A 25,708-nucleotide genomic window follows, 5' to 3' on the forward strand; every position below is an offset into this window, starting at 1 on the left:
CGACACCACCGGCACGAACGACAGCGGCTCCGCCGAAGCCGGCAGCACCAACTGGCCCAAACGCGCCCGGCGCCGCCAGTCGTGCACCTGCTGGGGCCGGCAGCCATGGCGACGGGCGACGTCTGTGACAACCGCCCCCGGCTCGAGGCTTTCCGCGGCAATCTGTGCCTTCAAATCATCCGGCCACCGCTTGCGACCTGCGCCAGCATACACTTCGATACGCGGCGACAACGGTCGTCTTATGTCATCCGAATGGTCGTCCATTGTAAGCACCCTTGCTGAAGAAGACTCTTCTAACGGTGCTCTTAAGACCCCGCACAAACAATCCGACGGGCCTCTGCGCTACGCTTACGGTTCATCCTTATGGAATGTGACTATTTGAACGCTATCGGCCACCATAAAGGTAGACAATACCCCAATGCCGAATCGGCTGATCGCGGAGAAATTGGGGTAAGTCTCTCTAAACTTTGCATCTTGATACCGAGATGAGCCCACGTTCAGAAGATGATTAACAATGATGTCCTGGGTCATGCCGGTGCCATTGTCCTGAACGGACAAAGTCAGATCTTGCGAGTTCCAAGTAATCAGAATCTTACCTGAAACTTCAGAATCTACCGCATCCATTGCAGCTTGGAGTCGCACCGCATCGATCGCGTTCTGTACTAGCTCGCGAATAGCAACGGAGCTATCATTGTATAACGTGTGCCCCGTAAGAAGATCGAGTATTCTGGCCTGATCGATATGGAACTCGAATGGACTGGGAATGAAGCCAACTGCTTCGACCTCCGAGTCGTCGATTTCGCGCCAAGGAAAGACTAGCTTGTTGACCGTAGCAGCGTTTGCTCTCTGAACAGCGCCATACGAATATTCTAGCTGCTTTGCAGCGTAACTGAGATACGATGTGAGACCAAAGAACCCGTTCTCGTTGTCGAATTTGGCATAAACGGCGATCGTATTTGACTGCACGTCCGACGTTGCGGCTCCTGTCCTGTCCAATGCTGGTTTTGGAGATCCCTCTTACTGCGTTTTGCTTCGTCCATTCGATCTGACTAATGGGATCGGTCGGATTGATCATCCTAAACATAACAGATGGCGCCCGCTGCCTCGTTATCTGTAGAAGATCGACCGTGCGTAGAATGACTGCTGCATAAAGAACATTCGCTGTCTCTGGGGGAGTGCGTCCGTAGGGACGAAAGGGTCGATACTTCTGAAGATCATCTAGATCATCTAGATTGTGGCTTTCGCAAACGTTAGCTAAATCTCTCCGAAATTCGGAGTCGAGGCCACTGAGCAACCGATCAAGTTCTACGGCTTGCGCCCTTGCATAACCCAACTCAGTTGCTGCCCTGCCCTCAATCCAGGCACGCACTCTCTTGGCATGATTGAAACGAACAAACTCTTGATAAAAAAATCGCTCAGCTCGCTCCTTCCCCAAGGCCTCGACTTTCTGCCTATAATCCTTGCCGTCGTTGTGCTTGAACAACACTCCGTTGCAGAATTCGTCGAAGTTGGCCACATCTCGATTTTGAAACTCCTCTTCGGTAACTATTAGGCCAAGATCGTGAAAATAGATTGCTAGTGTGATCAATAGCCAATCGGCTGCGGTCATAACTTCCTTGGTCGATTCAGGAATAATCCATTCGAGATCCTCCAGCATAGCTTCAACATGTGAGAAATCATGAACAGTATACTCCGCAAAGAAGCTATTCCTGCCGAATAAATCCAGAATTTGCTTTACGGATCGCCGTACCTCATGAAGCTGTATCGCAAATGGAATGTATTGAGTTGCAACAAATGCCCGTTCTTCAGCCTTCGAAAGACCTTCCATAGTTTCCCCCAACTTGCCTGCTCGAATTCAAAGCGATTCATCTAACAGTAGCAACCAAAACATCGTTTCAATCCTCAACCGTCGATCGACTAGCAATTTTGCTACCGCACCGACCATCAAGCGTGGCCCGAAGGGCGCCATCGTCATGCTGCTAAAAGCGCGTCGAATACTGCTTCGGCAATATCATCGAGGCGTGCGGTAGCATCATGCCACGGAAGCAGATGCAGGTTCGATCCGAGCGGTTCGGGTTGAAGAACGCGGAAATGAGGCTGCGATCAGATAGTCCTAATGGCCGATCGGCGTGCTTTTGCTTTCCAGGTCGGCACGGATTTCGCCGGCATGCATCGCATCGTCGGTTTCGAACGGGAGAACATCGATGCCCAGATCAAGAAACCGCTCGAGCAGGCGTTCGTTGTGCTCGCGCCGGCCGCTCTTGGCGAAGCCATAGCGCATCTCAAAGAGCGCGACGACCGGCAGCGCAACCGGAGTGCCGGCCCGTATCTGCTCTCCGAGCCGATGGCGAAGCGATGAATGTCGCCTGTTCAAGATCCAGATGACGATGTTGGTGTCGAGGCAGATCATTCGTCGAAGAAGACGCGCGGATCCGGTTCGGCCGGCGGCTCGTCCGGGATGCCGTCGGGCAGAAAGTCCTTCGCCCCGAGCGCGTCAAGCTCGGCCCAGAACTTGTCGAGATCAATCGGCGGCTTCTTGATCGGCTCGAGGATCACCTTGTCGCCGATCTTGCTGACACGCACCTCGCTGCCCTCGAAACGAAACTCCTTGGGCAAGCGCACGGCCTGGCTGCGGCCATGCATGAACAATTTGGCGGTTGCAGTCATGATCCGCCTCTCCGATTTTGATAGATACTCGTGGTATATGTCGCGGTTCGCTTGGCGCGTTCAAGGACCAAAAACCCGCACGCTTTACGCCGTGCGTTCAACAAACGGATTGATGATCCTTACCCCGCCGATGGCGCGGCCGTGCTGCATGTCCTCGCTGTAGACGGTCGCACAGCCGGCCTCGATCGCGGCTGCGACGATCAGGGCGTCGTAGAAGGACAGACGATTTTCTTCGGCAAGCGTTCGCGCCAAGACGTGGAGTTCGAATGTCAGCGCGAGTGGAGGATCGAGCACAGTAAGGATGTCGGAGATGGCGTCGGAAATATCGTCCCAATCGTGCTGCAGCTTGCATCGCGCGACCGCGGTGAACTCATTGAGCACCTGGACGCTGAGCTTGCCGCCTTGGGCCAGCAAGGCGCGCGACTGGTCGGCTTTGGGACCGGTCTGTTGGGCGTAGATCAGGATGTTGGTGTCGAGGAAAGCGCTCACCGCGCGTTGGCCTCGTCGCGATCGAACCGATAGCCTTCGGGGAGCGTCCAGTTGCGCGCGGCCATCCGTTCAAGCGCGCGGCGGCGCTGAGCTTCCCTGGTTTCGACCTCGATCGTGCCGGCCTTGGCGGCGACCACGCGGAGTTCGTCGCCCTCCTTGAGGCCGAGTTGATCGACCAGCGCCTTGGGCAGGCGCACCGCAAGGCTGTTACCCCATCTCGAAACCTGCATTGCCGCCTCCACCATATACATTTTCAGCATGTAGATCATATAAAGGATCCGCACCCGCCTTCAAGTGTTCAACCGCGACACCCCGCGGACGGCGAGAACGGTGCGCCGCTTGGCTGGCGCGACGGTCATCTGATATCGATAGCGGCCCGATTTTCGCAGTGGAACGCAGATGATGCCTCGCGCGCACGATGTTTTGGCGAAATTGCCAACTTTGCTGCTTGGATCGGCGCTTCTCCTCTCTGCCCAACCCACCCTCGCCGCCGAGGAGCCCGAGTCCCCCAAAGGCGCCACGGTCACCGTGCTCAAAGCCTCGAAAACCTGCTTCGGCAATATCGTCGAGGTGTCCGGGATCATCATGCCGCGGGAGGAGACGCAGGTGCGCCCCGAGCGGTTCGGGCTGAAGGTGGCGGAGGTGATGGCGGACCCGGGGGATAATGTTACCGCGGGGCAGCAGCTGGCGCGGCTGAACCTGCCGGAGGGCGGGCAGCTCAACATCACCGCGCCCGTGGCGGGGACGATCTCGACCTCGAGCGCGATCGTCGGCACGATCGCCGGCGGCAAAGGCGAGGCGCTGTTCTCGATCATCGCGCGCAACGAGTTCGACCTGATCGGCATGGTGCCGACGCGGGATCTCGGCAAGCTGCAGCCGAACCAGACGGCGCAGATCACGGTCATCGGCGCCGGCGAGATGGACGGCAAGGTGCGGCGCGTGGCGCCGACGGTGGAGCCGAACAGCCAGCTCGGCCAGGTGGTCGTCGGCATCAACGCCCCCCGGCGGCTGCTGGTGAATTCATCCGGCCGCGCGCAGATCAAGACCGGGCAGAGCTGCGGCGTCGCGCTGCCGCTGACCGCGATCCTCTATGGCTCCGCCGGCACCGTGGTGCAGGTGGTCAAGCACGACCGCGTCGAGACACGGCGGGTGGAGACCGGGCTGATGCAGGCCGGCCAGGTCGAGATCCGCAACGGCGTGCAGGAAGGCGACATCGTGGTGGCGCGCGCCGGCGCGCTGCTGCGCGAGGGCGACCCGGTGCGGCCGGTGATGGCGGAAGCGAAATAGCGAGTGGCGAATAGCAGGATGGGCGAATAGGGAGTGGCGAATAGCGAAGGAAGTGGCTGACTTCTTCCCTATTCGCTATTCGCTACTCGCCGACCGCTATTCGCCAATCTCACCCGCCGATGCGGATGTCTTCCAGGAGCGAGGAGGAGACGGAGGGGACCTGCTCGCCTTCGCTGGAGCGGGAGATCGAGACGCGGGTCTTGTTGAAGGCGGACTCGATGCCGGGCTGGGTCTTCAGATTGGTGAGGAGCTCGGAGACCAGCACGCTGTTGGCGACCTTGGGCTCGTCGATGACCTTGCCCGGCGTTGCCGATGATATCACCAGCGTGTTCTCGGGCGGGCTGATCGGGGCGAGGCCGTGGCTGTAGGAGCGAAAGCGGCGCTCATAGGGGTTGCGGCGGGAGGCATCGAGCACCACGAGCTTGGCCTTCGCGCCCTTCTCGTCCATCGCGCTCAGGATCCGCTCGACGCTGAGGCCATCGCGGCGGACATCGGATTCCTTCCAGATCGCGGCGTCGACCGGGAGCATGAAGCTCTCGCTGCCGGCCTGCACGCCGAAGCCGCCGAAGAACAGCATCACCACGGTGTCCGGCCCGACCTTCGCCTTCAGGCGGTCGACGGCGCGGCTCATGTCGTCCTTGGTGGCGTCCTCGACCACGTCGACATCGAAGCCGCTCGCCCGCAGCGCCGCGCCCAGGTCGCGGGCATCGTTGATCGGCTGCTGCAGCGGATGGTTCGCGTCGGGGTAATGGCCGTTGCCGATGATCAGCGCAACGCGGGACGACTGGGCGGGCACGCCGCCCTGCTCGGTCGTGACAACCTTGGGGGCTTCGAGCGGCCGCTTGTTCAGCGCAGCATGCGCACCGATCGCCAGCGACACCATCGCAACGCAGGCGGCGGCGACGATGAACGTGCGGTGGGAAAGGGAAAGCTGCCTGAGCTTCATGCGTTTCTGATCCCAATCGTTGACCAAGGCGCGACTGTATAGTCGCGTCAAAGCCGTCTGTGGTTTTAGGGGTTGCCTGATCGAGTGCCGTCAGATTGTGCTCAATTTGCGGCGCCGCAACACAGAAACCCTTAACCTGCGAAGCCTTCCGGGGCAACCTGATTCGCCCCTCCAGCCTTATCCGTAATGCACCGGAGGTAGGATTGTGCCAAAACGCGGCAATGTATGTGACTAACATCACATTTGTGTTTTGCGCGATTTTGTGCTGCGATTCAAAGGTTTGGGGGGCTTCTGGGTGGGGCCTCCTTGGATAGCGCAGGATTTTTTCGGGCCGAGGCCGGTTCCCGGCCTCGCGAGAAGATCATGCGTGCCAGAAAGGGGTCGCATGGGCTTTCATGACATTGCGGGGGCGGTATGCCGGTCGCTGACGGTCCGGAAGGACGGGCCGTCGCTTTATGACGTCTGCGATCCCCTATTGCTGAAATATCGCGGCGGCGATGCGCATCTGGGAAAATTCTACCGGACCGCGATCGGTAATCCGGCACTACGCGGCCTGCTGCGGCGGACCGGCCTGTCGGCGCTCCGCGACAACGCGCGGCTCGGCGCGCTGCAGGCAGCGCTGCGCGAGGCGCGCGACGCCGAGGCGCCGGACTGGATGGCGATCGGCGCGCCTGTCGCCGCGCTGATGGAAGACATCGACGTGCGGCATCCTCAGCCCGCAGCCGCGGCTCCGGCGCAGGCGCCCGCGGCCGCCGAGATCGAGCGCGTGATCCGGGCCTGCGGCGCGCATCTGTTGCGTGCGTATGCCAAGAACGGCTTCATCCCGACCTATGCGGCGTTCAACCTGATCGGCGATGCCGACATGGGCGGGCGCGAACTGTCGATGGCGCTGACCGGGCTGAACTCGCGCGGCTACAAGAATTCGACATTGCTGTTCAACCTCGCGCGCATCTTCATCGCGCATTCGCCGGCGCGCGCGCTGATCAACCCGCCCTGGCGCGGGATCGCCGAGCCGATGTGGCAGCCGATGCAGATCCGCCACCGCTCGGCCTATTACGATGCGTTCTTCACCGAGGCGCTGCTCGGCTTCATCGAGACCGGGCTCGCCTCGAGCGCGGAGACCAGCGCCGCGCGCGGGGCGATCGCCGACATGGTCGACTTCTGCCTGTCGGTCAGCGCCGAGGAGGTGCCCTCGCACGACGGCTCGACGGTGAATGTGATCACGGCGCTGGCCCCTCTGCCGCATCCGCGCTTCTCGCGCTTCTTTGCCCATATCAAGCAGGATCTCGGCTTCGGCATCTATGTGCCTGACTGTGACACCACCGCCTGCTCGTTCTCGGCGGCGACGCAGGCCGGCAGCGAGCATCCGATCCTCAAGCAGCCGCTTTTGGATTTCTATCGCGGCTACCAGGTGCGGAGTGGCGCGAACGAGCCGCGCGTCACCGTGCCGCTGAACGACAATGTCGATTACGAGGGCGGCGTCGTCACCTGGATCGACAATCTCGCCGGCGACCGTCCCTACGGCAACGACCTCGATCCTACGCTCAATCTCGACATCCTCGAAGTCAGCTTCCGCAACCTCAAGCGCTGGCGGATTTTGGAGACGCCGCAGCGATTGGAGACGGTGCACCGCATCATCGATTTCCAGCGGCGGCTGGTGGAAAGCGGCGCGTTCAGGAATCCGCGCTCGCATATCTACTACCTGCCGGAGCTTTATTGCGCCTATTTCGGCCGCTGCTACGCCGCCTTCATCGCGCTGCCGCTGGCGGCGCAGCGCGTGATCGATCCGACCGGGGCGTTCGCGATGATCCGCGCGCAGGTGCTGCTCTACGTGCAGCAGGAATTGATCGCCTATGAGATGAACGCGTTTGACGCCGCGCTGGCGCTGATGGCGCTGGCGCACCTCGGCGCCGAGGTCGCAACGTTCACGCCGGCGCTGCACTGCGTCGTCGCGAGCTTCGGCGAAGGCGGCGGGCGCTCCCCGTACAAGGCCTATGAGTGGAACAAGATGAAGACGCCGACGCGGATCCTGGTGGGCGGGCCGGAGGTGACCTCGGCCTTCGTGCTGATGGCGCTGGCGCTGGCACGGAAGCGAATGGTGAGTGGCGAATAGCGAATGGAGAATGTGGGGCATGGTCGGACCTTCCCCTACTCGCCACTCCCTATTCGCCATTCGCCACCCGATGACGCGAAGTTGAAATGGCTGCGGCGTTCGCGCTACTGGTTTGCCTGCTCGAATCTCCGCACAATCGGGTCACCAATCCGTGAACTTGCCGATGCGATCCCTGCTCCTCACCGCCACCCTCCTGCTGTTGTCGCCCGCGCTGGCGCAGGCCGCCGAGCTCACCGGCGTGCCGAAGATCCGCGAGGGCGACCAGATCCAGATCGGCAGCACTCGCATCCGGCTCGGCGGCATCGACGCGCCTTCCACTGACCAGCTCTGCCTCAACACCCACGGCGAGCGCTGGACCTGCGGGGTCGCCGCGCGCGACGAGTTGATCAAGCATGCCGGCGGCAAAAGCTGGACCTGCCATCCCCGCACGACCGACCGCCGCGGCCGCGTTGTGGCCCGCTGCGAAGTCGAGGGGCAGGACATCCAGAGATGGCTGGTCGCCAATGGCTGGGCGCTCGCCTATACGCGCCTGACGCACGATTATGAGGCCGACGAGAAAGCCGCGCGCGAGGCCAAGGCCGGGATGTGGCAGGGCGCTTTCATCGCGCCCTGGGACTGGCGCATCCGCAACAAGAAGACGCCGATCCTCGGCGCGGTGAAGCCGCCGGAGAACGCGCGCAACATCCTGCTCGCTTCCGCATCCGGCCCGGTCGCGCCCTCACCGGATTGCACCATCAAGGGCAACGTCAACACTTCGGGCGAATGCATCTTCCACACGCCGCAAAGCCGCTGGTACGCCAAGATCCAGATGAAGATCGCCAAGGGTACGCGCTGGTTCTGCTCGGTCGAAGAAGCGGAAGCCGCAGGCTGCCGCGAGACGAGGCGATAGGTTAGACTGGCTGCGCAACCTCCGTTTGAGAGCGCGGCACGGTGACAGAGCTTGACGACAAGGCACAACCTTCGGCGCGGCGGGGACGGGTCCGGCGCATCCAATTGCTGCTGGCGGTGACGGTCGCGATCTATGCGCTTGCCGCCTATCTCGTGCTGCCGGCGCTCTGGACCCATCACGAGCACCAGAAGGGCCTCGCCAACCTGCCCATGGTGACGCGCACCGCGCAGGGGATTCCCGGCGATCCCATGAACATCGGATTGATCGGCGACAAGTATGACGTGGTCTGCGCCATGCACGCCGCCGGCTGGTACCCCGCCGATCCGATCACGCTGAAATCGTCGATCGAGATCGTCGGCAGCGTGCTGCTCGACCGCCCCTACCGCGACGCGCCGGTCAGCAATCTCTTCTATCTCGGCCGCCGCGAAGACCTCGCGTTCGAGAAGCCGATCGGAAACAGCGCCGATCGCCGCAACCATGTCCGCTATTGGCAGGTGCTCGACAAGGGCGAGGAGGGCCGGCCGGTGTGGCTCGGCGCCGCCACGCAAGATCGCAGCGTCGGCGTCAGCCATTATACCGGTGCGATCACGCATCACATCGGTCCCGATCTCGATGCCGAGCGGGCCTTGCTCGCCTCCGATCTGGAAACGGCCCGCATGGTGACCGCGAAATATCAGGTCACCGGCATTGGTCCGACGATCGCCGGCCGCAATGGCGGCGGTGACCTCTATTACACCGATGGCGAAATCTGGATCCTGACGCTGGTCGAAGCATGCAAACCGCGCGATGGCCCGGCGACGACGATCCCGAGCCCGCCCGCGGTCGAGATCAAGGATCAGATCTGGCATGCAGTCGCCAATGCGATCGGAAAATAACGCCTCTGTGGGTTGAAATTTGCAGCCAATCCCTGCATCCACGTGTGCAAGGCAGATCAAGCAGGAAGCCAACAATGACCGTTCGCGCGGGCCGGGAATTTCTGGCCATCCCCGGACCCACCACGATGCCCGACGAGGTGCTGCAGGCGATGCATCGCCCGGCGCTCGATATCTACTCGGCAGAGATGGTCGAATTGACCGAGAGCCTGCTGCGCGATCTCTCCAAGCTGTTCTCCACCAAGGGCAATTCCTACATCTATATCGCCAACGGCCATGGCGCCTGGGAGGCGACGCTCTCGAACGTGCTGTCGCGCGGCGACAAGGTGCTGGTGCTGGAAAGCGGCCGCTTCGCGATCGGCTGGGGTCTTGCCGCATCCGCGATGGGCGCCGAGGTCGAAGTGTTGAAGGGCGACTGGCGCCGCGCGATCCGGCCCGCTGAAGTGGAAGAACGGCTGCGGCGCGACAAGGAGCACGCGATCAAGGCGATCCTCGCGGTGCAGGTCGACACCGCCTCCGGCGCCTATAACGACATCGAAGCGATCGGCAAGGCGATCAAGGCGAGCGGCCATCCGGCGCTGTTCATGGTCGACACCGTGGCCTCGCTCGGCTGCATGCCGTTCGAGATGGACGCCTGGGGCATCGACGTTGCGATGTCCGGCTCACAGAAGGGCTTGATGACGCCGCCGGGCCTCGGCTTCGTTGCCGCGAACGCCCGCGCGCAGGAAGTGCACAAGTGCGCCAATCTGCGCACGCCCTATTGGGACTGGACCGAGCGCGGAGGCACCGAGCACTATCGCAAATATGCCGGCACCGCGCCGGTGCATCTGTTGTTCGCCTTGCGCAAGGCGATCGACATGCTCACCGCCGAAGGACTGGAGAATGCACATCTGCGCCATCGCCTGCTCGCGGAAGCGGTGCGGCGCGCGGTGGCAGTCTGGGCCGAGGGACAGGTGCTCGGCTTCAACATCACTGAACCCTCTGAGCGCTCGAACACGGTGACGACAGTCACGATGAACGGCCATGACCCGGCGGCGCTGCAACGCTACTGCAAGGAGAAATGCGGCGTCGTGCTCGGCACCGGCATCGGCGACCTGCAGGGCCAGGCCTTCCGCATCGCCCATATGGGCCATGTCAACGCGCCGATGATCCTGGGCACGCTCGGCGTGGTCGAGGTCGCGCTGAACGCGCTCGGCATTCCCCATGGCAAGGGTGGAACCGAGGCCGCGATCGAGTGGCTCGGCGAGAGCGTCGGAGCCGATTGACTTTGTAGCCCGGGTGAAGCGCAGCGTAACCCGGGACCGTCGCTACAGGTGGTGGGAGACCCCGGGTTGCGCTGCGCTCCACCCGGGCTACGGTTCGCGCATCTGGCAATCCTCGCCTGCGTCCCGATATAAGGCATAGCCTTTGAAACGGAACGAGGACCGAGTGGACCAATCCGCCAGCAAGAAACCTGCCCACCCTGCGCCCGTCGCGCCGCGACGGCCGCATTCCTTCACGCGGCACGGCATCACCGTAACCGACGATTATGCCTGGCTGAAGGATCCGAGGTGGCAGGAGGTGCTGCGCGATCCCTCGATCCTCGATCCCGACATCCGCACCTATCTCGAAGCAGAGAACGGCTATACCGAGAGCCTGCTCGGCCATACCACGCCATTGCAGAAGAAGCTGGTCGCCGAGATGCGCGGGCGGATCAAGGAGGACGATTCCAGCGTCCCCTCGCCCGATGGTCCCTTCGCTTATTTCCGCAAATTCCGTGACGGCGGACAGCACGAGATGTTCGGCCGCATGCCGCGCGACGGCGGCGAGGCGCATTTCGTACTCGACGGCGATGAGCTCGCAAAGGACCGCGACTATTTCAGGTTCGGCGGCAGCCGGCATTCGCCCGACCACAGGCTGCATGCCTGGAGCGCCGACACCAAGGGCTCGGAATATTTCTCGATCCGTGTGCGCGACTGGGCAACCGGCGCCGATCTCGACGACATCGTCGAGGAGACCGATGGCGGCGTGGTCTGGAGCGCGGACGCAAAGAGCTTCTTCTACGTCAAGCTCGACGACAATCATCGCCCGATGCAGGTCTGGCGCCATCGTCTCGGCACCAGGCAGGCCGAGGACGCGCTGATATACGAAGAGCAGGATTCGGGATGGTTCACCCATCTGCATGAGAGCGCGAGCGGGCGCTTCTGCGTGATCGCGGGCGGCGATCATGAGACCTCGGAACAGCGGCTGATCGATCTCGCCACTCCCGAGACGCCGCCGCGGCTGATCGCCGAGCGCGAAGAGGGCGTGCAATATTCAATCGCCGACCTCGGCGACGAACTGTTCATCCTCACCAATGCCGATGGCGCGATCGACTTCAAGGTGGTGACGGCGCCGCTTGGCTCACCGGAGCGCAAGAACTGGCGCGACCTGATCCCGCATCGCGAGGGCATCTACATCATCGACCTCGAACTTTTCTCTGGCCACATGGTGCGGCTGGAGCGCGCCAATGCGCTGCCGGCAATCGTGATCCGCGATCTGGCCACCAGCGAGGAGCATGCGATCGCCTTCGATGAGGCCGCCTACTCGCTCGACACCATGGGCTCCTACGAGTTCGAGACGACGAATCTCCGCTTCTCCTATTCGTCGATGACGACGCCGTCGGAAGTCTACGACTACGACATGACGAAGCGGACACGGGTGCTGCGCAAGCGCCAGGAGATCCCCTCCGGCCACGACCCGGCCAACTACGTCACCACGCGCATCATGGCGACCTCGCATGACGGTGCGCAGGTCCCCGTCTCGATCCTGCACCGCAAGGATTTCGTCCGCGACGGCAAGGCGCCGCTATTGCTCTACGGCTACGGCTCCTACGGCATGGCGATGCCCGCGTCCTTCAGCACCAACCGCCTGTCGCTGGTCGACCGCGGCTTCGTCTATGCGATCGCGCATATCCGCGGCGGCGCCGACAAGGGCTGGGGCTGGTATCTCGATGGCAAGCGCGAGAAGAAGACCAACAGCTTCGATGATTTCGCGGCCTCCGCCCGCGCGCTGTGTGAGGCAAAGTACACGAGCACGAAACGCATCGTCGGCCATGGCGGCTCGGCCGGCGGCATGCTGATGGGAGCGGTCGCGAACCGCGCCGGCGAATTGTTCGGCGGCATCGTCGCCGAAGTGCCCTTCGTCGACGTACTCAACACCATGCTCGACGACACGCTGCCGCTGACGCCGCCGGAATGGCCGGAATGGGGTAATCCGATCGAGAGCGAAAAGGACTTTCGCACTATCCTGTCCTATTCGCCCTACGACAATGTCGCGGCGAAGGATTATCCCGCGATCCTCGCCATGGGCGGCCTCACCGATCCACGCGTCACCTATTGGGAGCCGGCGAAATGGATCGCGCGATTGCGCGCGACCATGACCGGCGGCGGTCCGGTGCTGCTCCGCACCAATATGGGCGCGGGACACGGCGGCGCATCGGGCCGCTTCAACCGTCTCGATGAGGTCGCGATCGTCTACGCCTTCGCGCTGTGGGCGGTAGGGATGGCGGAAGCGAAGATATCGTAGCCCGGATGGAGCGCAGCGAAATCCGGGGTTCGCACGCGCGGACGCAACCCCGGATTACGCTGCGCTCCATCCGGGCTACGAATCCTGAAATGCCTCTCCGCTCTCGCCGCACCGTCGTCCCGGCTCGCGCTTCGCTTGGCCGGGACGACGGCGGAGTTTGAAGCACAAAACGACGGCGACGATTGTGAGGACGGCTGATGCCGCTACACCAAGACGGATTTCCCCGTCGATAACGTTCGCCGCTTTCTCGAGCCGGGGCCGATCGTGCTGGTCTCCTCCGCGCACCGGAATGAGACCAACATCATGACCATGGGCTGGCACATGATCATGGAGTTTCAGCCCTCGCTGATCGGCTGCTACATCTGGGACGCCAATCACTCCTTCGAATTGATCCGCCGCAGCAAACAGTGCGTGATCAACGTGCCGACTGTCGAGCTGGCGCCGACGGTCGTGAAGATCGGCAACAGCTCCGGACGTGACATCGACAAGTTCGCCGAGTTTGGCCTGACGCCGAAGCCAGGCGAGCAGGTGCGCGTGCCGTTGATCGAGGAGTGCTACGCCAATTTCGAATGCCGGCTGATCGATTCAAGCCTGATCAAGAAATACAGCCTGTTCGTGCTGGAGGTGGTGAAGGCGCATGTCGCGACCTCGCCCAAATATCCGAAGACGATCCACTATCGTGGCGACGGCGAGTTCATGATCTCCGGCGAGAACACGCGCAAATATCGCAAACTGTTCAAGCCGGAGATGCTGTAGCGGCGCGACTAGAGCCTGAGCCGATCAGGTTAATGCAGCCACGATGAAGCTGCGCTCCCTCTCCCGCTTGCGGGGGAGGGCTGGGGTGGGGGTATCTCCGCATTGGGACTCCCCGAGTGGAGAGAGCCCTCACCCGGCGCTACGCCATAGCCGAAGCTTCGCTTCGGCGTTTTTTAAGTACGGGCCGCCAAGGCGGCCTACGCCTCTCCCGCAAGCGGGAGAGGTGAAGATTCAGCCCGATCGGATCATGCTCTACGGATTCGTATAGGCGGTCTTCACCGTCGTGTAGAACTCGGCCGCGTATTTGCCCTGCTCGCGCGGACCATAGCTCGAGCCCTTTCGGCCGCCGAACGGGACGTGATAGTCCACGCCGGCGATCGGCAGGTTGACCATCACCATGCCGGCCTCGGCGTTGCGCTTGAAGTCGCTGGCGTATTTCAGGCTGGTGGTGCAAATGCCGGCCGAGAGACCGAACTCGGTATCGTTTGCGGTGGCCAGCGCCTCGGCGTAGTCGTTGACGCGAATGACGCCCGCGACCGGTCCGAAGATTTCCTCGCGCGCGATCCGCATCTTGTTGGTCACTTCGGTGAACAGCGCCGGCTGCAGATAGAAGCCGGGCGCATCGCGCTTCAGCCGATCGCCGCCGAACACCAGCTTCGCCCCCTCGTCCTTGCCGATCGAAAGATATTTGAGGTCCTGATCGAGCTGGCTCTGGTCGACCACGGGACCGATGTCGGTGCCGGCCTTCAGGGCATCGTCGACCTTGAGGCCGCCCAGGCGCTCGGTGAGCGCGGCGACGAACTTGTCATGAATGCCCTTGGTGACGATCAGGCGCGAGGCCGCCGTGCAGCGCTGGCCCGTGGAGAAGAACGCGCTGTTGACGGCGCATTCGACCGCGACCTTCAAGTCGGCGTCATCGAGAATGACCAGCGGATTCTTGCCGCCCATCTCGAGCTGGAACTTCTTCATCGGCCGCGACGCCACGCAGGCCGCGGCGACCTTTTGGCCGGTCGCCACCGAGCCGGTGAAGCTGATCGCGGTGACATCGGGATGTTCGAGCAGCGCGGCGCCGACCTCGGAGCCGCGGCCGATCACGAGGTTGAGCACGCCTTTGGGCAGGCCGGCGCGCTGCAGGATATCGACCAGCGCCCAGGTCGAGCCCGGCACCAGGTCAGCCGGCTTGATCACGACCGAGTTGCCATAGGCGAGCGCGGGCGCGATCTTCCAGGCCGGAATCGCGATCGGGAAATTCCAGGGCGTGATCAGGCCGACGACGCCCAAGGCCTCGCGGGTGATCTCGACGTCGACGCCGGGCCGCACGGACGAAAGCTTCTCGCCGGCCATGCGCAGGCACTCGCCGGCAAAGAACGCAAAAATCTGCCCCGCGCGCGCGGCCTCGCCGATACCCTCGGGCAAGGTCTTGCCTTCCTCGCGCGACAGCAGACGGCCCAGCTCATCCTTGCGCGCCAGAATCTCATCGGACGCTTTTTTGAGGATGTCGTAGCGGACCTGCGGGGTCGCGCGCGACCATGCGGGGAATGCCGCCTTGGCGGCAGCGACCGCAGCATCAAGCTGGGCGCGGGTGCCGCGCACGGCCTCGCCGACGATGTCGTTGGTATCGGATGGATTGACGTTGGGCGAGCGCGCGCCGTCCGACATCCATTCGCCGTCGATCAGATTGTTGAACATCAGCATGGCTTTCCTCCGTCTTGATCGGGCTTGGTGCCGACGATGCTTGAGAACTGGATTAGAGCACGATCCGGAAACGTTTGCCCGGCGATCATGCTCCAACAAAAGGATCTAGCGTCCGTTCCTTTTCCGCCACGCCGCGAAATCGGTCAATGTCTGCGGATCGGTGGCGGGGTAGAGGCCGAAGATGCCGCGGCCGTTGCGGACTTCCTCGGCGACGAAATCCTCGAATGCGGTCATCTCGAAGGCTTCCTCGGCGATCTCGTCGGCAAGATGCGCCGGGATGACGATGACGCCGTCGGCATCGCCAAGGATCACATCGCCGGGAAACACCGGCGCGTCGCCGCAGCCGATCGGCACGTTGATCTCGATCGCCTGGTGCAGCGTCAAATTGGTCGGCGCGCTCGGACGATGATGATAGGCGGGAAAGCCAAGCCCGGCAATTTCAGCGGAGTCGCGAAAGCCGCCGTCGGTGACGACGCCGGCAACGCCGCGCTTCATCAAGCGCGTCACCAGGATAGCGCCGGCAGAGGCGGCGCGCGCATCCTTGCGGCTGTCCATCACCAGCACCGCGCCGGGCGGGCAATCCTCGATCGCCTTGCGCTGCGGATGCGAATGGTCACGGAACACCTCGAGCTTGTTGAGGTCCTCGCGCGCCGGCATGTAGCGCAGCGTGAAGGCTTCGCCGACCATGGTCGGCTGGTCCCGGCTCAAGGGGTGCACGTCCTGGATGCACTGGATGCGGAGGACGCGCTTGTAGAGCGCGGTAGCAACGGTGGCGGTGGAGATGGTTTTCAGCTTGTTGCGGGTGGCGTCGCTGAGTTGTGGCATGGTGTTCGCCCTCTTTCTCTTGTCATTCCGGGATGGACGCTGGGCTCCCTCTCCCGCTTGCGGGAGAGGGCGGGGTGAGGGTGCCTCCGCGACGAAGACTCGTCGTGGGGAGAGAGCCCTCACCCGGCGCTGACGCGCCGACCTCTCCCGCAAGCGGGAGAGGTGAAGAGCACCGCGTCAATAAATCGACGGCTCGTCGACCGGCTTGCCGAAACCGGTTTCAAGAAAATCGAAATCGCAGCCTTCATTGGCTTGCTTGATATGGCGCGAGAACATCCAGCCATAGCCGCGCTCGTAGCGGCGCTCCGGCGGCTTCCAGGCGGCGCGGCGGCGCTCGAGCTCCTGCTCCGGCACATCGAGGGTGATGCTGCGGGCGGCGACGTCGAGCGTGATGCGGTCGCCGTTCTTCACCAGCGCGAGCGGGCCGCCGACGTAAGCTTCGGGCGCCACATGCAGGATGCAGGCGCCGTAGCTGGTGCCGCTCATGCGCGCGTCCGAGATCCGCACCATGTCGCGCACGCCCTGCTTCACGAGCTTGGTCGGGATCGGCAGCATGCCCCATTCCGGCATGCCCGGCCCGCCCTGCGGCCCGGCGTTGCGCAGGATCAGGACATGATCGGCCGTCACGTCCAGATCGGGATCGTCGACCGCCTTCTTCATCGCGGGGTAATCGTCGAACACCAGCGCCGGACCTGAATGCTTCAGGAAGCGTGGCTCGCAGGCGCTGGGCTTGATCACGCAGCCGTCGGGGGCGAGATTGCCCTTGAGCACCGCGAGCGCTCCCTCCTTGTAGATCGGGTTCGCGACGTCGCGGATGACATCGTCATTATAGACTTCGGCGCGGGCGATATTCTCACCCAACGTCCTGCCGGTGACGGTCAGGCAGTCGAGATGCAGATGATCCTTGATCCGGCTCATCAGCGCCGGCAGGCCGCCGGCATAGAAGAAATCTTCCATCAGATAGAGATCGCCGCTCGGTCGGACATTGGCGATGACAGGCACCTCGCGGCTGGCCTTCTCGAAATCGTCGAGGGAGATGTCCTGACCGGCGCGGCGGGCCTGTGCGATCAGATGGATGATCGCGTTGGTCGAGCAGCCCATCGCCATCGCGACCGTGATCGCATTCTCGAACGCTTTCCGCGTCTGGATCTGTTGCGGGGTCAGATCCTCCCAGACCATCTCGACGACGCGGCGGCCGCATTCGGACGCCATGCGGATATGACCGGCATCCGCCGCCGGAATCGAGGAGGCGCCCGGCAGCGTCATGCCGACCGATTCGGCGATCGCGGTCATGGTGGAGGCGGTGCCCATGGTCATGCAGGTACCGTAGCTGCGGGCGATGCCGGCTTCCATGTCGACCCAGTCATCATCGGAAATCTTCCCCGCGCGCCGCTCGTCCCAATATTTCCAGGCGTCCGATCCCGAACCCAGCGTGCGGCCCTTCCAGTTGCCGCGCAGCATCGGGCCGGCCGGCAGATAGATGGTGGGCAGGTTCATGGAGGTGGCGCCGAGCAACAGCGCCGGCGTGGTCTTGTCGCAGCCGCCCATCAGCACGACGCCGTCAACCGGATGGCCGCGCAATAGCTCCTCCGCGTCCATTGCCAGCATGTTGCGGTAGAGCATGGTGGTCGGCTTGAGCAGCGATTCTGACAGCGACAGCGCCGGCAGCTCCATCGGAAAGCCGCCGGCCATCAACACGCCACGCTTGACGTCGTCGACCCGGCTCTTGAAATGCATGTGGCAGGGCTGGGCGTCCGACCAGGTGTTGACGATCGCGATCACCGGCCGGTCCTTCCACTCCTCCGGCGCGTAGCCCATCTGCATGGCGCGCGAACGGTGGCCGAAGGCGCGCAAATCATCGGGCGCGAACCAGCGCGCGCTGCGGAGTTGGTCGGGGCGTTTCGTCTTGTCGCTCATGTCTGGGTGCCCCACTTCTGGACCGTGTTTCGCTCGATTGTACGGAAGATCAGGTTTTCGACGATCAGGCCGATGATGATCACTGTCAACAATCCGGCGAACACGGCAGGAATGTCGAGCAGGTTGCGGTTCTCAAAGATGTACCAGCCGAGGCCCCCCTGCCCAGACGACACCCCGAACACGAGTTCGGCGGCGATCAACGTGCGCCAGGCAAAGGCCCAACCGATCTTCAGCCCGGTCAGGATCGAACTGAAAGCCGCCGGGATCAGGATGCGCGCCACATAGGGCAGTCCGCGCAGACCATAATTGCGGCCGACCATGCGCAGCGTGTTGGATACGCTCTTGAAACCCGAATGGGTGTTGAGCGCCACCGGCCAGAGAACGGAATGAATCAGCACGAACACAAGACTGCCATTGCCAAGCCCGAACCAGATCAGTGCAAGCGGCAAGAGCGCAATCGCCGGCAACGGGTTGAACATCGCCGTGATCGTCTCGAGGAAATCCGTGCCGATGCGGGTCGAGATCGCGAGGATGGTCAAGATCGCGGCCAGGGCGATGCTGGCGGAATAACCCATAAACAGGACTTTTAGCGACGCCCAGGCCCGCATCGGGATAGTGCCGTCGCGCACCTTCTCGAACATGGTGATGACGGTGTCATGGAAGGTCGGGAACAGCAGGGGATTGTCGAGCAACAGACCGTAAGCTTCCCAGGCTGCCGCCAGGAGAACAATGATGAGCCCCTTGCGCACAAATCCGTCGTTCCAGAGCAACTCCCACACACTCAGCTTGCGCTCGACCTCGCTTGCCGCCGGCGCGGCCACTGCATTGCCCTCGCGCAGCAGGATGGTTGCCTCTCGCATCGCGCCCCTCCTCAATGTGCGGTTGCCGCATCGGCGAACAGCAGATCGTGTATCTGCTTCTCCAGCCGCGCAGCGCTGCCGTCTTCGCTGGAGACGCGGTCGACATCTGCGACCTCGGCCTTCACCCGCCCCGGATGCGGCGACAGCAGCAGGATGCGGTTGCCGATCTTGATAGCTTCCGCGATTGAATGGGTGACGAACAGCACGGTGAATTTGGTCTCGGACCAGAGCAGCAGCAATTCGTCCTGGCAGGTCCGACGCGTCATCGCATCCAGCGCCGCGAACGGCTCGTCCATCAGGAGAATGTCCGGCTCCATCGCCATGCCGCGCGCGATCGCGACGCGTTGCTTCATGCCGCCAGACAGCGTGTGCGGATAGCCATCGACCACGCGCGTCAGCCCGACTTTCTCGATATAGGCCCGCGCCTTCGCCTCGGCTTCCTTGCGAGGTAGCCGCCGCGCCGTCAGGAGCGGAAACATCACATTCTCCAGCACGGTTTTCCACGGCAGGAGCTGATCGAATTCCTGAAAGATCATCATCCGATCGGCGCCCGGCTCGACGATCTCGCGGCCGTCAATCCGCATCTTGCCCTCGCTGGGCTGCAAGTACCCGCCGACCGCCTTCAGCAGCGTGGATTTGCCGCAGCCGGACGGCCCGAGCAGCACGAAGCGATCGGAGCGATCGACCGTGAAGGAGACGCGTTCGGTCGCTGTGATGACCGCGCTCGACGTCTTGTAGCGCAGCGTCACGTCGGAGACGTCAAGGAGTGGCGCCATGGGATCAGCTGCCCTTCAGGTCATGCGCGACCGGCAGGTAATAGTCGGTCCACGCCTTGGGCTGCGTCTTCAGCGTGCCCGTCTTGAAGAGATGATTGGCGAATTTCATGGTGCCCTGCGGCTCCAGATTCCACTCCATCATGCCGGGTTCCTTCAGCCAGGCCTGCAGATCTTCAACTGACGTCTTGTCGCCAGTGATCTCCTTGTAGATTTCGAACGCGAGCTTGGGATCGCTTCGGATCAGGTCATGCGCTTCCTCGGTCGCCAGCCGCACGGCCTGGATGATTTTTGGATTGGCGTCGGCGAATTTCGTCGTGGTGAAGAATTGCGCCTGGCTGAGCGGGCCGCCCATCACGTCGGGCGAGTTCAGCACGACATGCGCGCCCGGCACATTCTTCAACTCAAGGAAGGTATAAGGAGGGATCGAGAAATGACTGTGCACCTCATGCTGCGGATTGGACATTGCTGCATAGGCATCGGGGTGGCCGAGCTGGACGGTGTTGGGATCGAGCTTCGACCATTGATCCGCGCCGAACAACTCGCCTGCCGCGATCTGCAGCACGATGGCCTGCGTCGAGACCTTCACCGTCGGCAACGCGATTTTATCGTTCGGCCCAAAATCCTTCAGCGACTTGATGTTGGGATCGCGGCTGATCAGCGTCATCGGCTGCGCAGAAGTGGCGACAATGCCTTTCACGCCACCGCGGGTACGATCCCATAGCAGCAAGAGATTGCCGGTGCCGGTGTTGAGGATGTCGACGCCGCCCGCAAGCAGCGCATCGGTCTGCGCGCCGCCGCTGGAGAATGTCAGCCATTTGGTGGTGACGCCGGGCACGCCAAGCGAAGCGGCGTATTTCTCGATCAGCTTCTGCTTCTCGATAATGTGGCTCGGAATGTAGAAGATGCCCGGCTGCCGCGAGAGGGCGATTTCCGTCTTTTGCTGCGCCAGCGCCGCCGATCCTTGCACCAAACCGATCGCCACGACGGCGCTCGCAAGCGTCCGCCATATCATCCTGTTCATTACGCGCTTCCTCTGAGGGTTGCGGATTGACCACTTTGGGGAGATGCACTAATGTATTAGTGTATCTTTGGCAAGCCTCTCGCCGGGCATAGCGGCAATTCAAATGGGTCAACCCGTCATCGGCCAGCGTCGTGTCGTCCCGCGATCGAGCGGGCTGCTCGACCGCGACCGTCAGGCGGCGCCGCAGGTGTTCGAGCGCCTTCGCGGCATGATCATCGCGCTGGAACTGCCGCCGGGCTCACCGCTGTCGCGCGCCGCGCTGGCAGAACAGTTCGGGGTGTCCTCGACGCCTATCCGCGATGCGCTGAAGCGGCTCGAGGAGGAAGGTCTCGTCGAGGTATTCCCGCAATATGCGACGGTCGTCAGCCGGATCGACGTGCGCCGCGCGCAGCAGGCACATTTCCTGCGCCAGGCGCTCGAGCTGGAGATCGTGCGCATGCTCGCGCTGAAACCGGACGAGGCGCTCGTCGCCCAGCTCAACTCCACCATCGCGCGGCAACAGCAGTTTGCAAAGGCCGGCGCCTTCGAGAAATTCATGGCCGCCGACAACGAGTTCCACGCGCAGCTATACGAGGCCGCCGACAAGCAAGAGATCTGGACCCTCATACGCAGCCGCAGCGGGCATATCGACCGGTTGCGCCGGCTGCATCTGCCCTCGCCCGGCAAGGCGCAGGATATCGTCCGCCATCACAAGCTTATCGCCGAGGCCATCGCCGGCGGCGAGCCGGAGGAGGCGCAAAAACATCTGCGAACCCATTTGTCGGGGACGCTGAGCGAGATCGCGCATATCCGCGCGCGGCATCCGCACTACCTCAACGACTGATCTGCGGCGCCGGCGAGCGAAAACCGCTCCGGCTCCGCAGCGACCCATAAAAATGCGTAAACCAAGCCGAGCCGAGAGGCGCGGGAACCGGTTGCATAAACCGGCCGGTTTCAGGAAAATCAACAACGTGCCGTTGCTGGATTGCGGAGAAGAGCGGTTGGCGACCATCCGGAAAACCGGTTTCCACTTTTCCGGATCATGTTCTAGCATCGGCTGTGCCAGGCTTGGCCGCAACTCCAAGGCCCCGTCGCCTGGTCCGGACGGAGGAAGGCTGCAGCCGCACAGATGACGCTCACAACCAGGCTCGCCATCTCGATGATTGCGCTGGTTGCGATCGCAGTGGGCGCGGTCGCGTGGCTGAGCTATCGCAACCTGGAACTGGCGATCGTGCCGCGCGTGCTCGACCGGATCGAGGCGCATTCGCGCTTCGTCGCGGGCGACCTCGCCACCTATGCCGACAGCGCGCGCACCGATATCGTGATCTTCCGCGATTTCGCCGCGGTGACCGGGATGATGCGGGCCCGTCTCAATGACGGGACGGATCCGGTCGATCATGTCAGCGAGGCGCTGTGGCGGGAGCGGCTGGAGAGCCGCCTCGCTGCGCAGCTTGCGATCAAGCCGGCATATGCGCGGCTGCGCTTTATCGGCGTTGCCGATGGCGGACGGGAAATCGTCCGCGTCGACCGTGCGGGGCCAAATGGCGCGGTTCGCGCCGTGCCGGAAGCGGAGTTGCCTCGCGCCGGCGATGCGCCTTATTTCCGCAACACGCTCGCACTTGGCGTCGGCGGGATCTACGTCTCGCCGGTCGAATTGGACAAGGATGCCGGCGCAGCGCAGCCGGCGCCGATCCTGCGGGTGGCGACGACGGTGCCGGCGAGCGACGGCAAGCCGTTCGGGATCATCCTGATCGAGATCGACATGCGCAGCGAGCTGGAGCGCGCGCGGGGCTCTGTGCGCTCGGGCGAAACGGCGTATGTGGTCGACGGCCAGGGCAACTACCTCGTCCATCCTGACCGGGCGCGCGAATTCGGCGGGCAGCCGGGAACGGGAGCCGACTGGCGGCGCGACTTCCCCTATCTGGCGTCGGCGCTGGGTGCGCCGCAGGGCTTCTCGCGCATGGTCGAAGGTGCCGGCGGACGGCCGAACGGCGTGGCGCTGGCGCCCGTGCTGCTTGTCGACAATCAATGGATCGCGGTGATCGAGACGGTTCCCAACGCGGTGTTCATGGCGCCGGCGGCGACCATCCGCAACAGCTCGATCGTGGTCGGCCTGCTCGCCGTGCTGGCCGCGGCAGGAATGGCGATCCTGATCGCGAGGTCGCTGATGCGGCCGATCAAGCAATTGACGGCGGCGATCGAGGGCGTCGCCCAGAAGGGCACGGACGCTATTCCGGTCGACGCACCGGGCGAGACCGGCGTGCTGGCGCGCGCCTTCGTGCGCGTCATCAACGAGGCGAACGCCAAGACAGTTGCGCTCGAGCGCGAGGTGGTCGAGCATCTGCGCACCGAAGCCGCGCGCGACCGCCTCGCCGGGCGCGAGCGCCTGTTCAGCGCCGCGGTCGAGTCCGCCAACGACGCCGTCATCACGGAGTCGCTGGAGGGCATCGTCACCGGCTGGAATCCGGCCGCCGAGCGGCTGTTCGGCTACACCGCGGCGGAAGCGGTAGGCCGGCACATCTCGCTGCTCGTGCCGCCCGACCGCACCTGGGAGACAGACGACGAACTCCGCCGGATCGGCGGGGGCGAGACGATCGCGAACAACGAGACCGTACGGCTGCGCAAGAACGGCACGCCGGTCGAGGTATCGCTCTCGATCTCGCCGATCAAATCGGCATCCGGCGCCATCATCGGCATCTGCAAGACTGCCCGCGACATGACCGAATGCCGCAAGGCGCAGGAGAATTTGCTCGAGAGCGAGCAACTGGCGCGCGGCATCATCAACAGCGCGCTCGACGCCTTCGTGCAGATCGATCAGAAGGGCGTCATCCGCTACTGGAATCCGCAAGCCGCAAGCCTGTTCGGATGGCCCCGCGAGGAGGCGCTCGGCAAGAACGTATTCCAGCTCCTGGGCCGGCCGGACGGCCCGCTGAAGGCGGCGCTGGCGCTCTTCCTGCAATCAGGCGGCGTGCAGTTGCAACAGCCGCGCCGCGAGGTGCTGGCACGGCGGCGCGACGGCACCGAGTTCACCGCGGAACTGAGCATCGCTGCGCTGAAGACCCGCGACGGTTTCGTGTTCAACGGCTTCGTCCGCGACCTCACCGAGAAGATCGCCGCCGAGGAACGCATGAGGCAGGCGGAGAAGATGGAGGCCGTCGGCCAGCTCACCGGCGGCATCGCGCATGATTTCAACAATATCCTCACCGTCATCACCGGTACGATCGAGATCCTGGCCGACGCGGTGAAGAACGAGCCGCAGCTTGCCGCGATCACCAAGATGATCGACGAAGCGGCCGCGCGCGGCGCCGAGCTCACCCAGCATCTGCTGGCATTCGCCCGCAAGCAGCCGCTGGAGCCGCGCGAGATCGACGTCAACCTGCTGATCGTCGAAACCACCAAGCTGTTACAGCGAACGCTCGGCGAGCATGTCGAGATCGAATCGATCTTCGAGGACGAGACCTGCCTTGCGATCGTCGACCCCAACCAGCTCGTCACCGCGATCCTCAACCTGGCGCTCAACGCCCGCGATGCGATGCCTGACGGCGGCAAGCTCGTGCTCGAGACCGGCACCGTCTTCCTCGACGAGACCTACGCCAAACTGCAGGGCGACGTCCGGCCGGGACGCTATGCGATGATCGCGGTGAGCGACACCGGCACCGGAATCCCCTCCGACATCATCGACAAGGTGTTCAATCCGTTCTTCACGTCGAAAGGTCCCGGCAAGGGCACCGGCCTCGGCCTGAGCATGGTCTATGGCTTCATCAAGCAGTCGGCGGGGCACATCAAGATCTACAGCGAGCAAGGCCACGGCACCACGGTCAGGATGTACCTGCCGCCTGCGACCCGCGCGACGGCCACGATCGAGCCGACGCTCGCAGGCAGGCTCGAGGGCGGCAACGAGACCATCCTCGTCGTCGAGGACGACAAGCTGGTGCGCGACTATGTGCTGACGCAATTGCACTCGCTCGGCTATGTCACGCTGGATGCCGCAAACGCGGCGGAGGCGCTCGCGATCACGCGCGCCGACCGGCTGTTCGACCTCTTGTTCACCGATGTGATCATGCCCGGCATGAACGGCCGCCAGCTCGCCGAGGAGATCCACAAGCTGAAGCCCGACGTGAAGGTGCTGTTCACCTCGGGCTATACCGAGAATGCCATCATCCATCACGGCCGGCTCGACGAGGGCGTGCTCTTGCTGGCGAAGCCCTATCGCAAGTCGGACATGGCGAGCATGATCCGCAAGGCGCTGAGCGGATAGAGCGGGAACCCATAACCACAGGCGCTTGTGGTTTGCTCCGCTGCAGCCCCTTGCTTGCGTCACAACCAGCACTTGTGGTTATGGGTCCCCGTTTTCGCGGGGACGACGGCTAGGCCGAGCGCTGCTGTTGCTGCTGCGCGGTCATCACGATGCGCACGAGGTCGGCGGCATTCCGAGCGCCGAGCTTCTTCATGATGTTGGCGCGGTGGTCCTCGATCGTGCGCGGGCTGATGCCGAGGTGACGTCCCGCTTCCTTGTTGGAAGCGCCCGCCGTGAATTGTTCCAGCACCTCGCGCTCGCGCCGCGTCAATGGCTCGCGTCCCGGAAAATGCAGCGTCGAAATCGGTGACGCGGAACTGTCCGCCTGCCGCCGCGTGAAGGCGCCGATCGCCTCATCGAGGCGAGCGACGATTTCGCTGCCGCGGAACGGTTTTTCGATGAAGTCGAGCGCGCCGTTCTTGATGGCGCTGACGGCCATCGCGATGTCGCCCTGTCCCGAGATCATGAAGATCGGCGCCGGATAATCCTCGCCGTGCAGTTCCCTCAGAATATCGAGGCCGGATTTGCCGGGGATGTGCACGTCGAGCAGGATGCAGGACGGCGTCCTGCTTCGCGCCACCGACAACAGCGCGGCACCGTCGGCAAAACAGATCACCCGATAGCCGGCTGCGGACAGAACCATCGAAAGCGTGTCGCGGACGGCTGGATCGTCGTCGACTACGAAAATCTCCCCGCGGGAGGGGGCACTCTCAGCCATGGGTCATGCGTCCCTGAGTGGTGAAACCTGCAACCGAAACAATGACTCCGATCGA

The 25,708-nt window shown here is 63.3% G+C and carries 23 protein-coding genes; 9 read left to right on the forward strand and 14 right to left on the reverse strand.

Annotation, left to right across the window (positions count from 1 at the left end):
- The 6 genes from K288_RS0122675 to K288_RS0122715 all read right to left on the reverse strand — a co-directional run.
- Nucleotides 1-264 (reverse strand): transposase (locus K288_RS0122675; RefSeq protein WP_043160474.1); only part of this gene is annotated, 264 nt, incomplete at its 3' end.
- A gap of 84 nt (nucleotides 265-348) precedes the next feature.
- A complete protein-coding gene (locus K288_RS0122680) occupies nucleotides 349-966 on the reverse strand; it encodes an ATP-binding protein (protein ID WP_160168995.1) in 618 nt (205 codons plus the stop codon).
- A gap of 1,147 nt (nucleotides 967-2,113) precedes the next feature.
- Nucleotides 2,114-2,410 carry a PIN domain-containing protein gene (locus tag K288_RS46275; RefSeq protein WP_043160476.1) on the reverse strand — a complete coding sequence of 99 codons (297 nt, stop codon included), beginning with the start codon at nucleotides 2,408-2,410 and terminating at the stop codon, nucleotides 2,114-2,116.
- On the reverse strand, nucleotides 2,407-2,667 hold the full coding sequence (locus K288_RS0122705; protein ID WP_027581626.1) for an AbrB/MazE/SpoVT family DNA-binding domain-containing protein: 261 nt from the start codon (nucleotides 2,665-2,667) through the stop codon (nucleotides 2,407-2,409). Before K288_RS0122705 ends, K288_RS46275 begins: the two co-directional genes overlap by 4 nt.
- An 84-nt stretch (nucleotides 2,668-2,751) precedes the next feature.
- A complete protein-coding gene (locus tag K288_RS0122710; protein ID WP_027581627.1) occupies nucleotides 2,752-3,156 on the reverse strand; it encodes a PIN domain-containing protein in 405 nt (134 codons plus the stop codon).
- Entirely contained in the window at nucleotides 3,153-3,386 is a 234-nt protein-coding gene (locus tag K288_RS0122715; RefSeq protein WP_027581628.1) for an AbrB/MazE/SpoVT family DNA-binding domain-containing protein, read from the reverse strand. Before K288_RS0122715 ends, K288_RS0122710 begins: the two co-directional genes overlap by 4 nt.
- A 169-nt stretch (nucleotides 3,387-3,555) precedes the next feature.
- Between K288_RS0122715 and K288_RS0122720 the strand changes: the two genes are divergently transcribed.
- Nucleotides 3,556-4,443, forward strand: coding sequence for an HlyD family efflux transporter periplasmic adaptor subunit (locus tag K288_RS0122720; RefSeq protein WP_027581629.1), 888 nt, complete (start codon nucleotides 3,556-3,558; stop codon nucleotides 4,441-4,443).
- A 109-nt stretch (nucleotides 4,444-4,552) separates the two neighbouring features.
- Here the strand turns inward: K288_RS0122720 and K288_RS0122725 are convergent, their stop codons facing one another.
- Complete coding sequence (locus tag K288_RS0122725) at nucleotides 4,553-5,389, reverse strand: caspase family protein (protein ID WP_027581630.1); 837 nt, start codon at nucleotides 5,387-5,389, stop codon at nucleotides 4,553-4,555.
- 385 nt (nucleotides 5,390-5,774) lie between these two features.
- Here K288_RS0122725 and K288_RS0122730 point away from each other — a divergent pair, with 385 nt between their 5' ends.
- The 6 genes from K288_RS0122730 to K288_RS46280 all read left to right on the forward strand — a co-directional run bounded on the left by K288_RS0122730 (nucleotide 5,775) and on the right by K288_RS46280 (nucleotide 13,565).
- Nucleotides 5,775-7,502, forward strand: coding sequence for a hypothetical protein (locus K288_RS0122730; protein ID WP_027581631.1), 1,728 nt, complete (start codon nucleotides 5,775-5,777; stop codon nucleotides 7,500-7,502).
- 163 nt (nucleotides 7,503-7,665) lie between these two features.
- Nucleotides 7,666-8,391, forward strand: coding sequence for a thermonuclease family protein (locus K288_RS0122735; RefSeq protein ID WP_027581632.1), 726 nt, complete (start codon nucleotides 7,666-7,668; stop codon nucleotides 8,389-8,391).
- 41 nt (nucleotides 8,392-8,432) lie between these two features.
- Nucleotides 8,433-9,266 carry an LssY C-terminal domain-containing protein gene (locus K288_RS0122740; protein WP_027581633.1) on the forward strand — a complete coding sequence of 278 codons (834 nt, stop codon included), beginning with the start codon at nucleotides 8,433-8,435 and terminating at the stop codon, nucleotides 9,264-9,266.
- A 74-nt stretch (nucleotides 9,267-9,340) separates the two neighbouring features.
- Nucleotides 9,341-10,528 carry an aminotransferase class V-fold PLP-dependent enzyme gene (locus K288_RS0122745; RefSeq protein WP_027581634.1) on the forward strand — a complete coding sequence of 396 codons (1,188 nt, stop codon included), beginning with the start codon at nucleotides 9,341-9,343 and terminating at the stop codon, nucleotides 10,526-10,528.
- Nucleotides 10,529-10,691: 163 nt separating this feature from the next.
- Nucleotides 10,692-12,809, forward strand: a complete 2,118-nt coding sequence (locus tag K288_RS0122750; RefSeq protein WP_027581635.1) for a S9 family peptidase — start codon at nucleotides 10,692-10,694, stop codon at nucleotides 12,807-12,809.
- 261 nt (nucleotides 12,810-13,070) lie between these two features.
- Complete coding sequence (locus K288_RS46280) at nucleotides 13,071-13,565, forward strand: flavin reductase family protein (protein WP_084799696.1); 495 nt, start codon at nucleotides 13,071-13,073, stop codon at nucleotides 13,563-13,565.
- Nucleotides 13,566-13,817: 252 nt separating this feature from the next.
- On the opposite strand, the gene K288_RS0122760 is transcribed toward K288_RS46280, so the two are convergent.
- The 6 genes from K288_RS0122760 to K288_RS0122785 form a co-directional block, all read right to left on the reverse strand.
- Nucleotides 13,818-15,260 (reverse strand): aldehyde dehydrogenase family protein, encoded by a 1,443-nt coding sequence (locus K288_RS0122760; RefSeq protein ID WP_043160467.1) that lies wholly within the window; start codon nucleotides 15,258-15,260, stop codon nucleotides 13,818-13,820.
- Between the two features lie 105 nt (nucleotides 15,261-15,365).
- Complete coding sequence (locus K288_RS0122765) at nucleotides 15,366-16,085, reverse strand: ribonuclease activity regulator RraA (protein ID WP_027581637.1); 720 nt, start codon at nucleotides 16,083-16,085, stop codon at nucleotides 15,366-15,368.
- A gap of 177 nt (nucleotides 16,086-16,262) precedes the next feature.
- On the reverse strand, nucleotides 16,263-18,002 hold the full coding sequence (gene araD, locus K288_RS0122770; RefSeq protein ID WP_027581638.1) for an L-arabinonate dehydratase: 1,740 nt from the start codon (nucleotides 18,000-18,002) through the stop codon (nucleotides 16,263-16,265).
- Nucleotides 17,999-18,862 carry an ABC transporter permease gene (locus tag K288_RS0122775; protein WP_027581639.1) on the reverse strand — a complete coding sequence of 288 codons (864 nt, stop codon included), beginning with the start codon at nucleotides 18,860-18,862 and terminating at the stop codon, nucleotides 17,999-18,001. Before K288_RS0122775 ends, araD begins: the two co-directional genes overlap by 4 nt.
- 11 nt (nucleotides 18,863-18,873) lie before the next feature.
- Nucleotides 18,874-19,638, reverse strand: coding sequence for an ABC transporter ATP-binding protein (locus K288_RS0122780; protein ID WP_027581640.1), 765 nt, complete (start codon nucleotides 19,636-19,638; stop codon nucleotides 18,874-18,876).
- Nucleotides 19,639-19,642: 4 nt separating this feature from the next.
- Complete coding sequence (locus K288_RS0122785; RefSeq protein ID WP_051334683.1) at nucleotides 19,643-20,650, reverse strand: ABC transporter substrate-binding protein; 1,008 nt, start codon at nucleotides 20,648-20,650, stop codon at nucleotides 19,643-19,645.
- Between the two features lie 112 nt (nucleotides 20,651-20,762).
- On the opposite strand from K288_RS0122785, the gene K288_RS0122790 reads away from it, so the two are divergent.
- Both K288_RS0122790 and K288_RS0122795 read left to right on the forward strand, forming a co-directional pair.
- Entirely contained in the window at nucleotides 20,763-21,482 is a 720-nt protein-coding gene (locus K288_RS0122790; RefSeq protein WP_051334674.1) for a GntR family transcriptional regulator, read from the forward strand.
- 285 nt (nucleotides 21,483-21,767) lie between these two features.
- Nucleotides 21,768-24,896 carry a PAS domain S-box protein gene (locus tag K288_RS0122795; RefSeq protein WP_027581643.1) on the forward strand — a complete coding sequence of 1,043 codons (3,129 nt, stop codon included), beginning with the start codon at nucleotides 21,768-21,770 and terminating at the stop codon, nucleotides 24,894-24,896.
- Nucleotides 24,897-25,005: 109 nt separating this feature from the next.
- Here the strand turns inward: K288_RS0122795 and K288_RS0122800 are convergent, their stop codons facing one another.
- On the reverse strand, nucleotides 25,006-25,653 hold the full coding sequence (locus tag K288_RS0122800; protein ID WP_027581644.1) for a response regulator: 648 nt from the start codon (nucleotides 25,651-25,653) through the stop codon (nucleotides 25,006-25,008).
- Nucleotides 25,654-25,708: the final 55 nt, after the last annotated feature.

This window comes from Bradyrhizobium sp. Ai1a-2, assembly GCF_000426245.1.
Classification (GTDB): domain Bacteria; phylum Pseudomonadota; class Alphaproteobacteria; order Rhizobiales; family Xanthobacteraceae; genus Bradyrhizobium.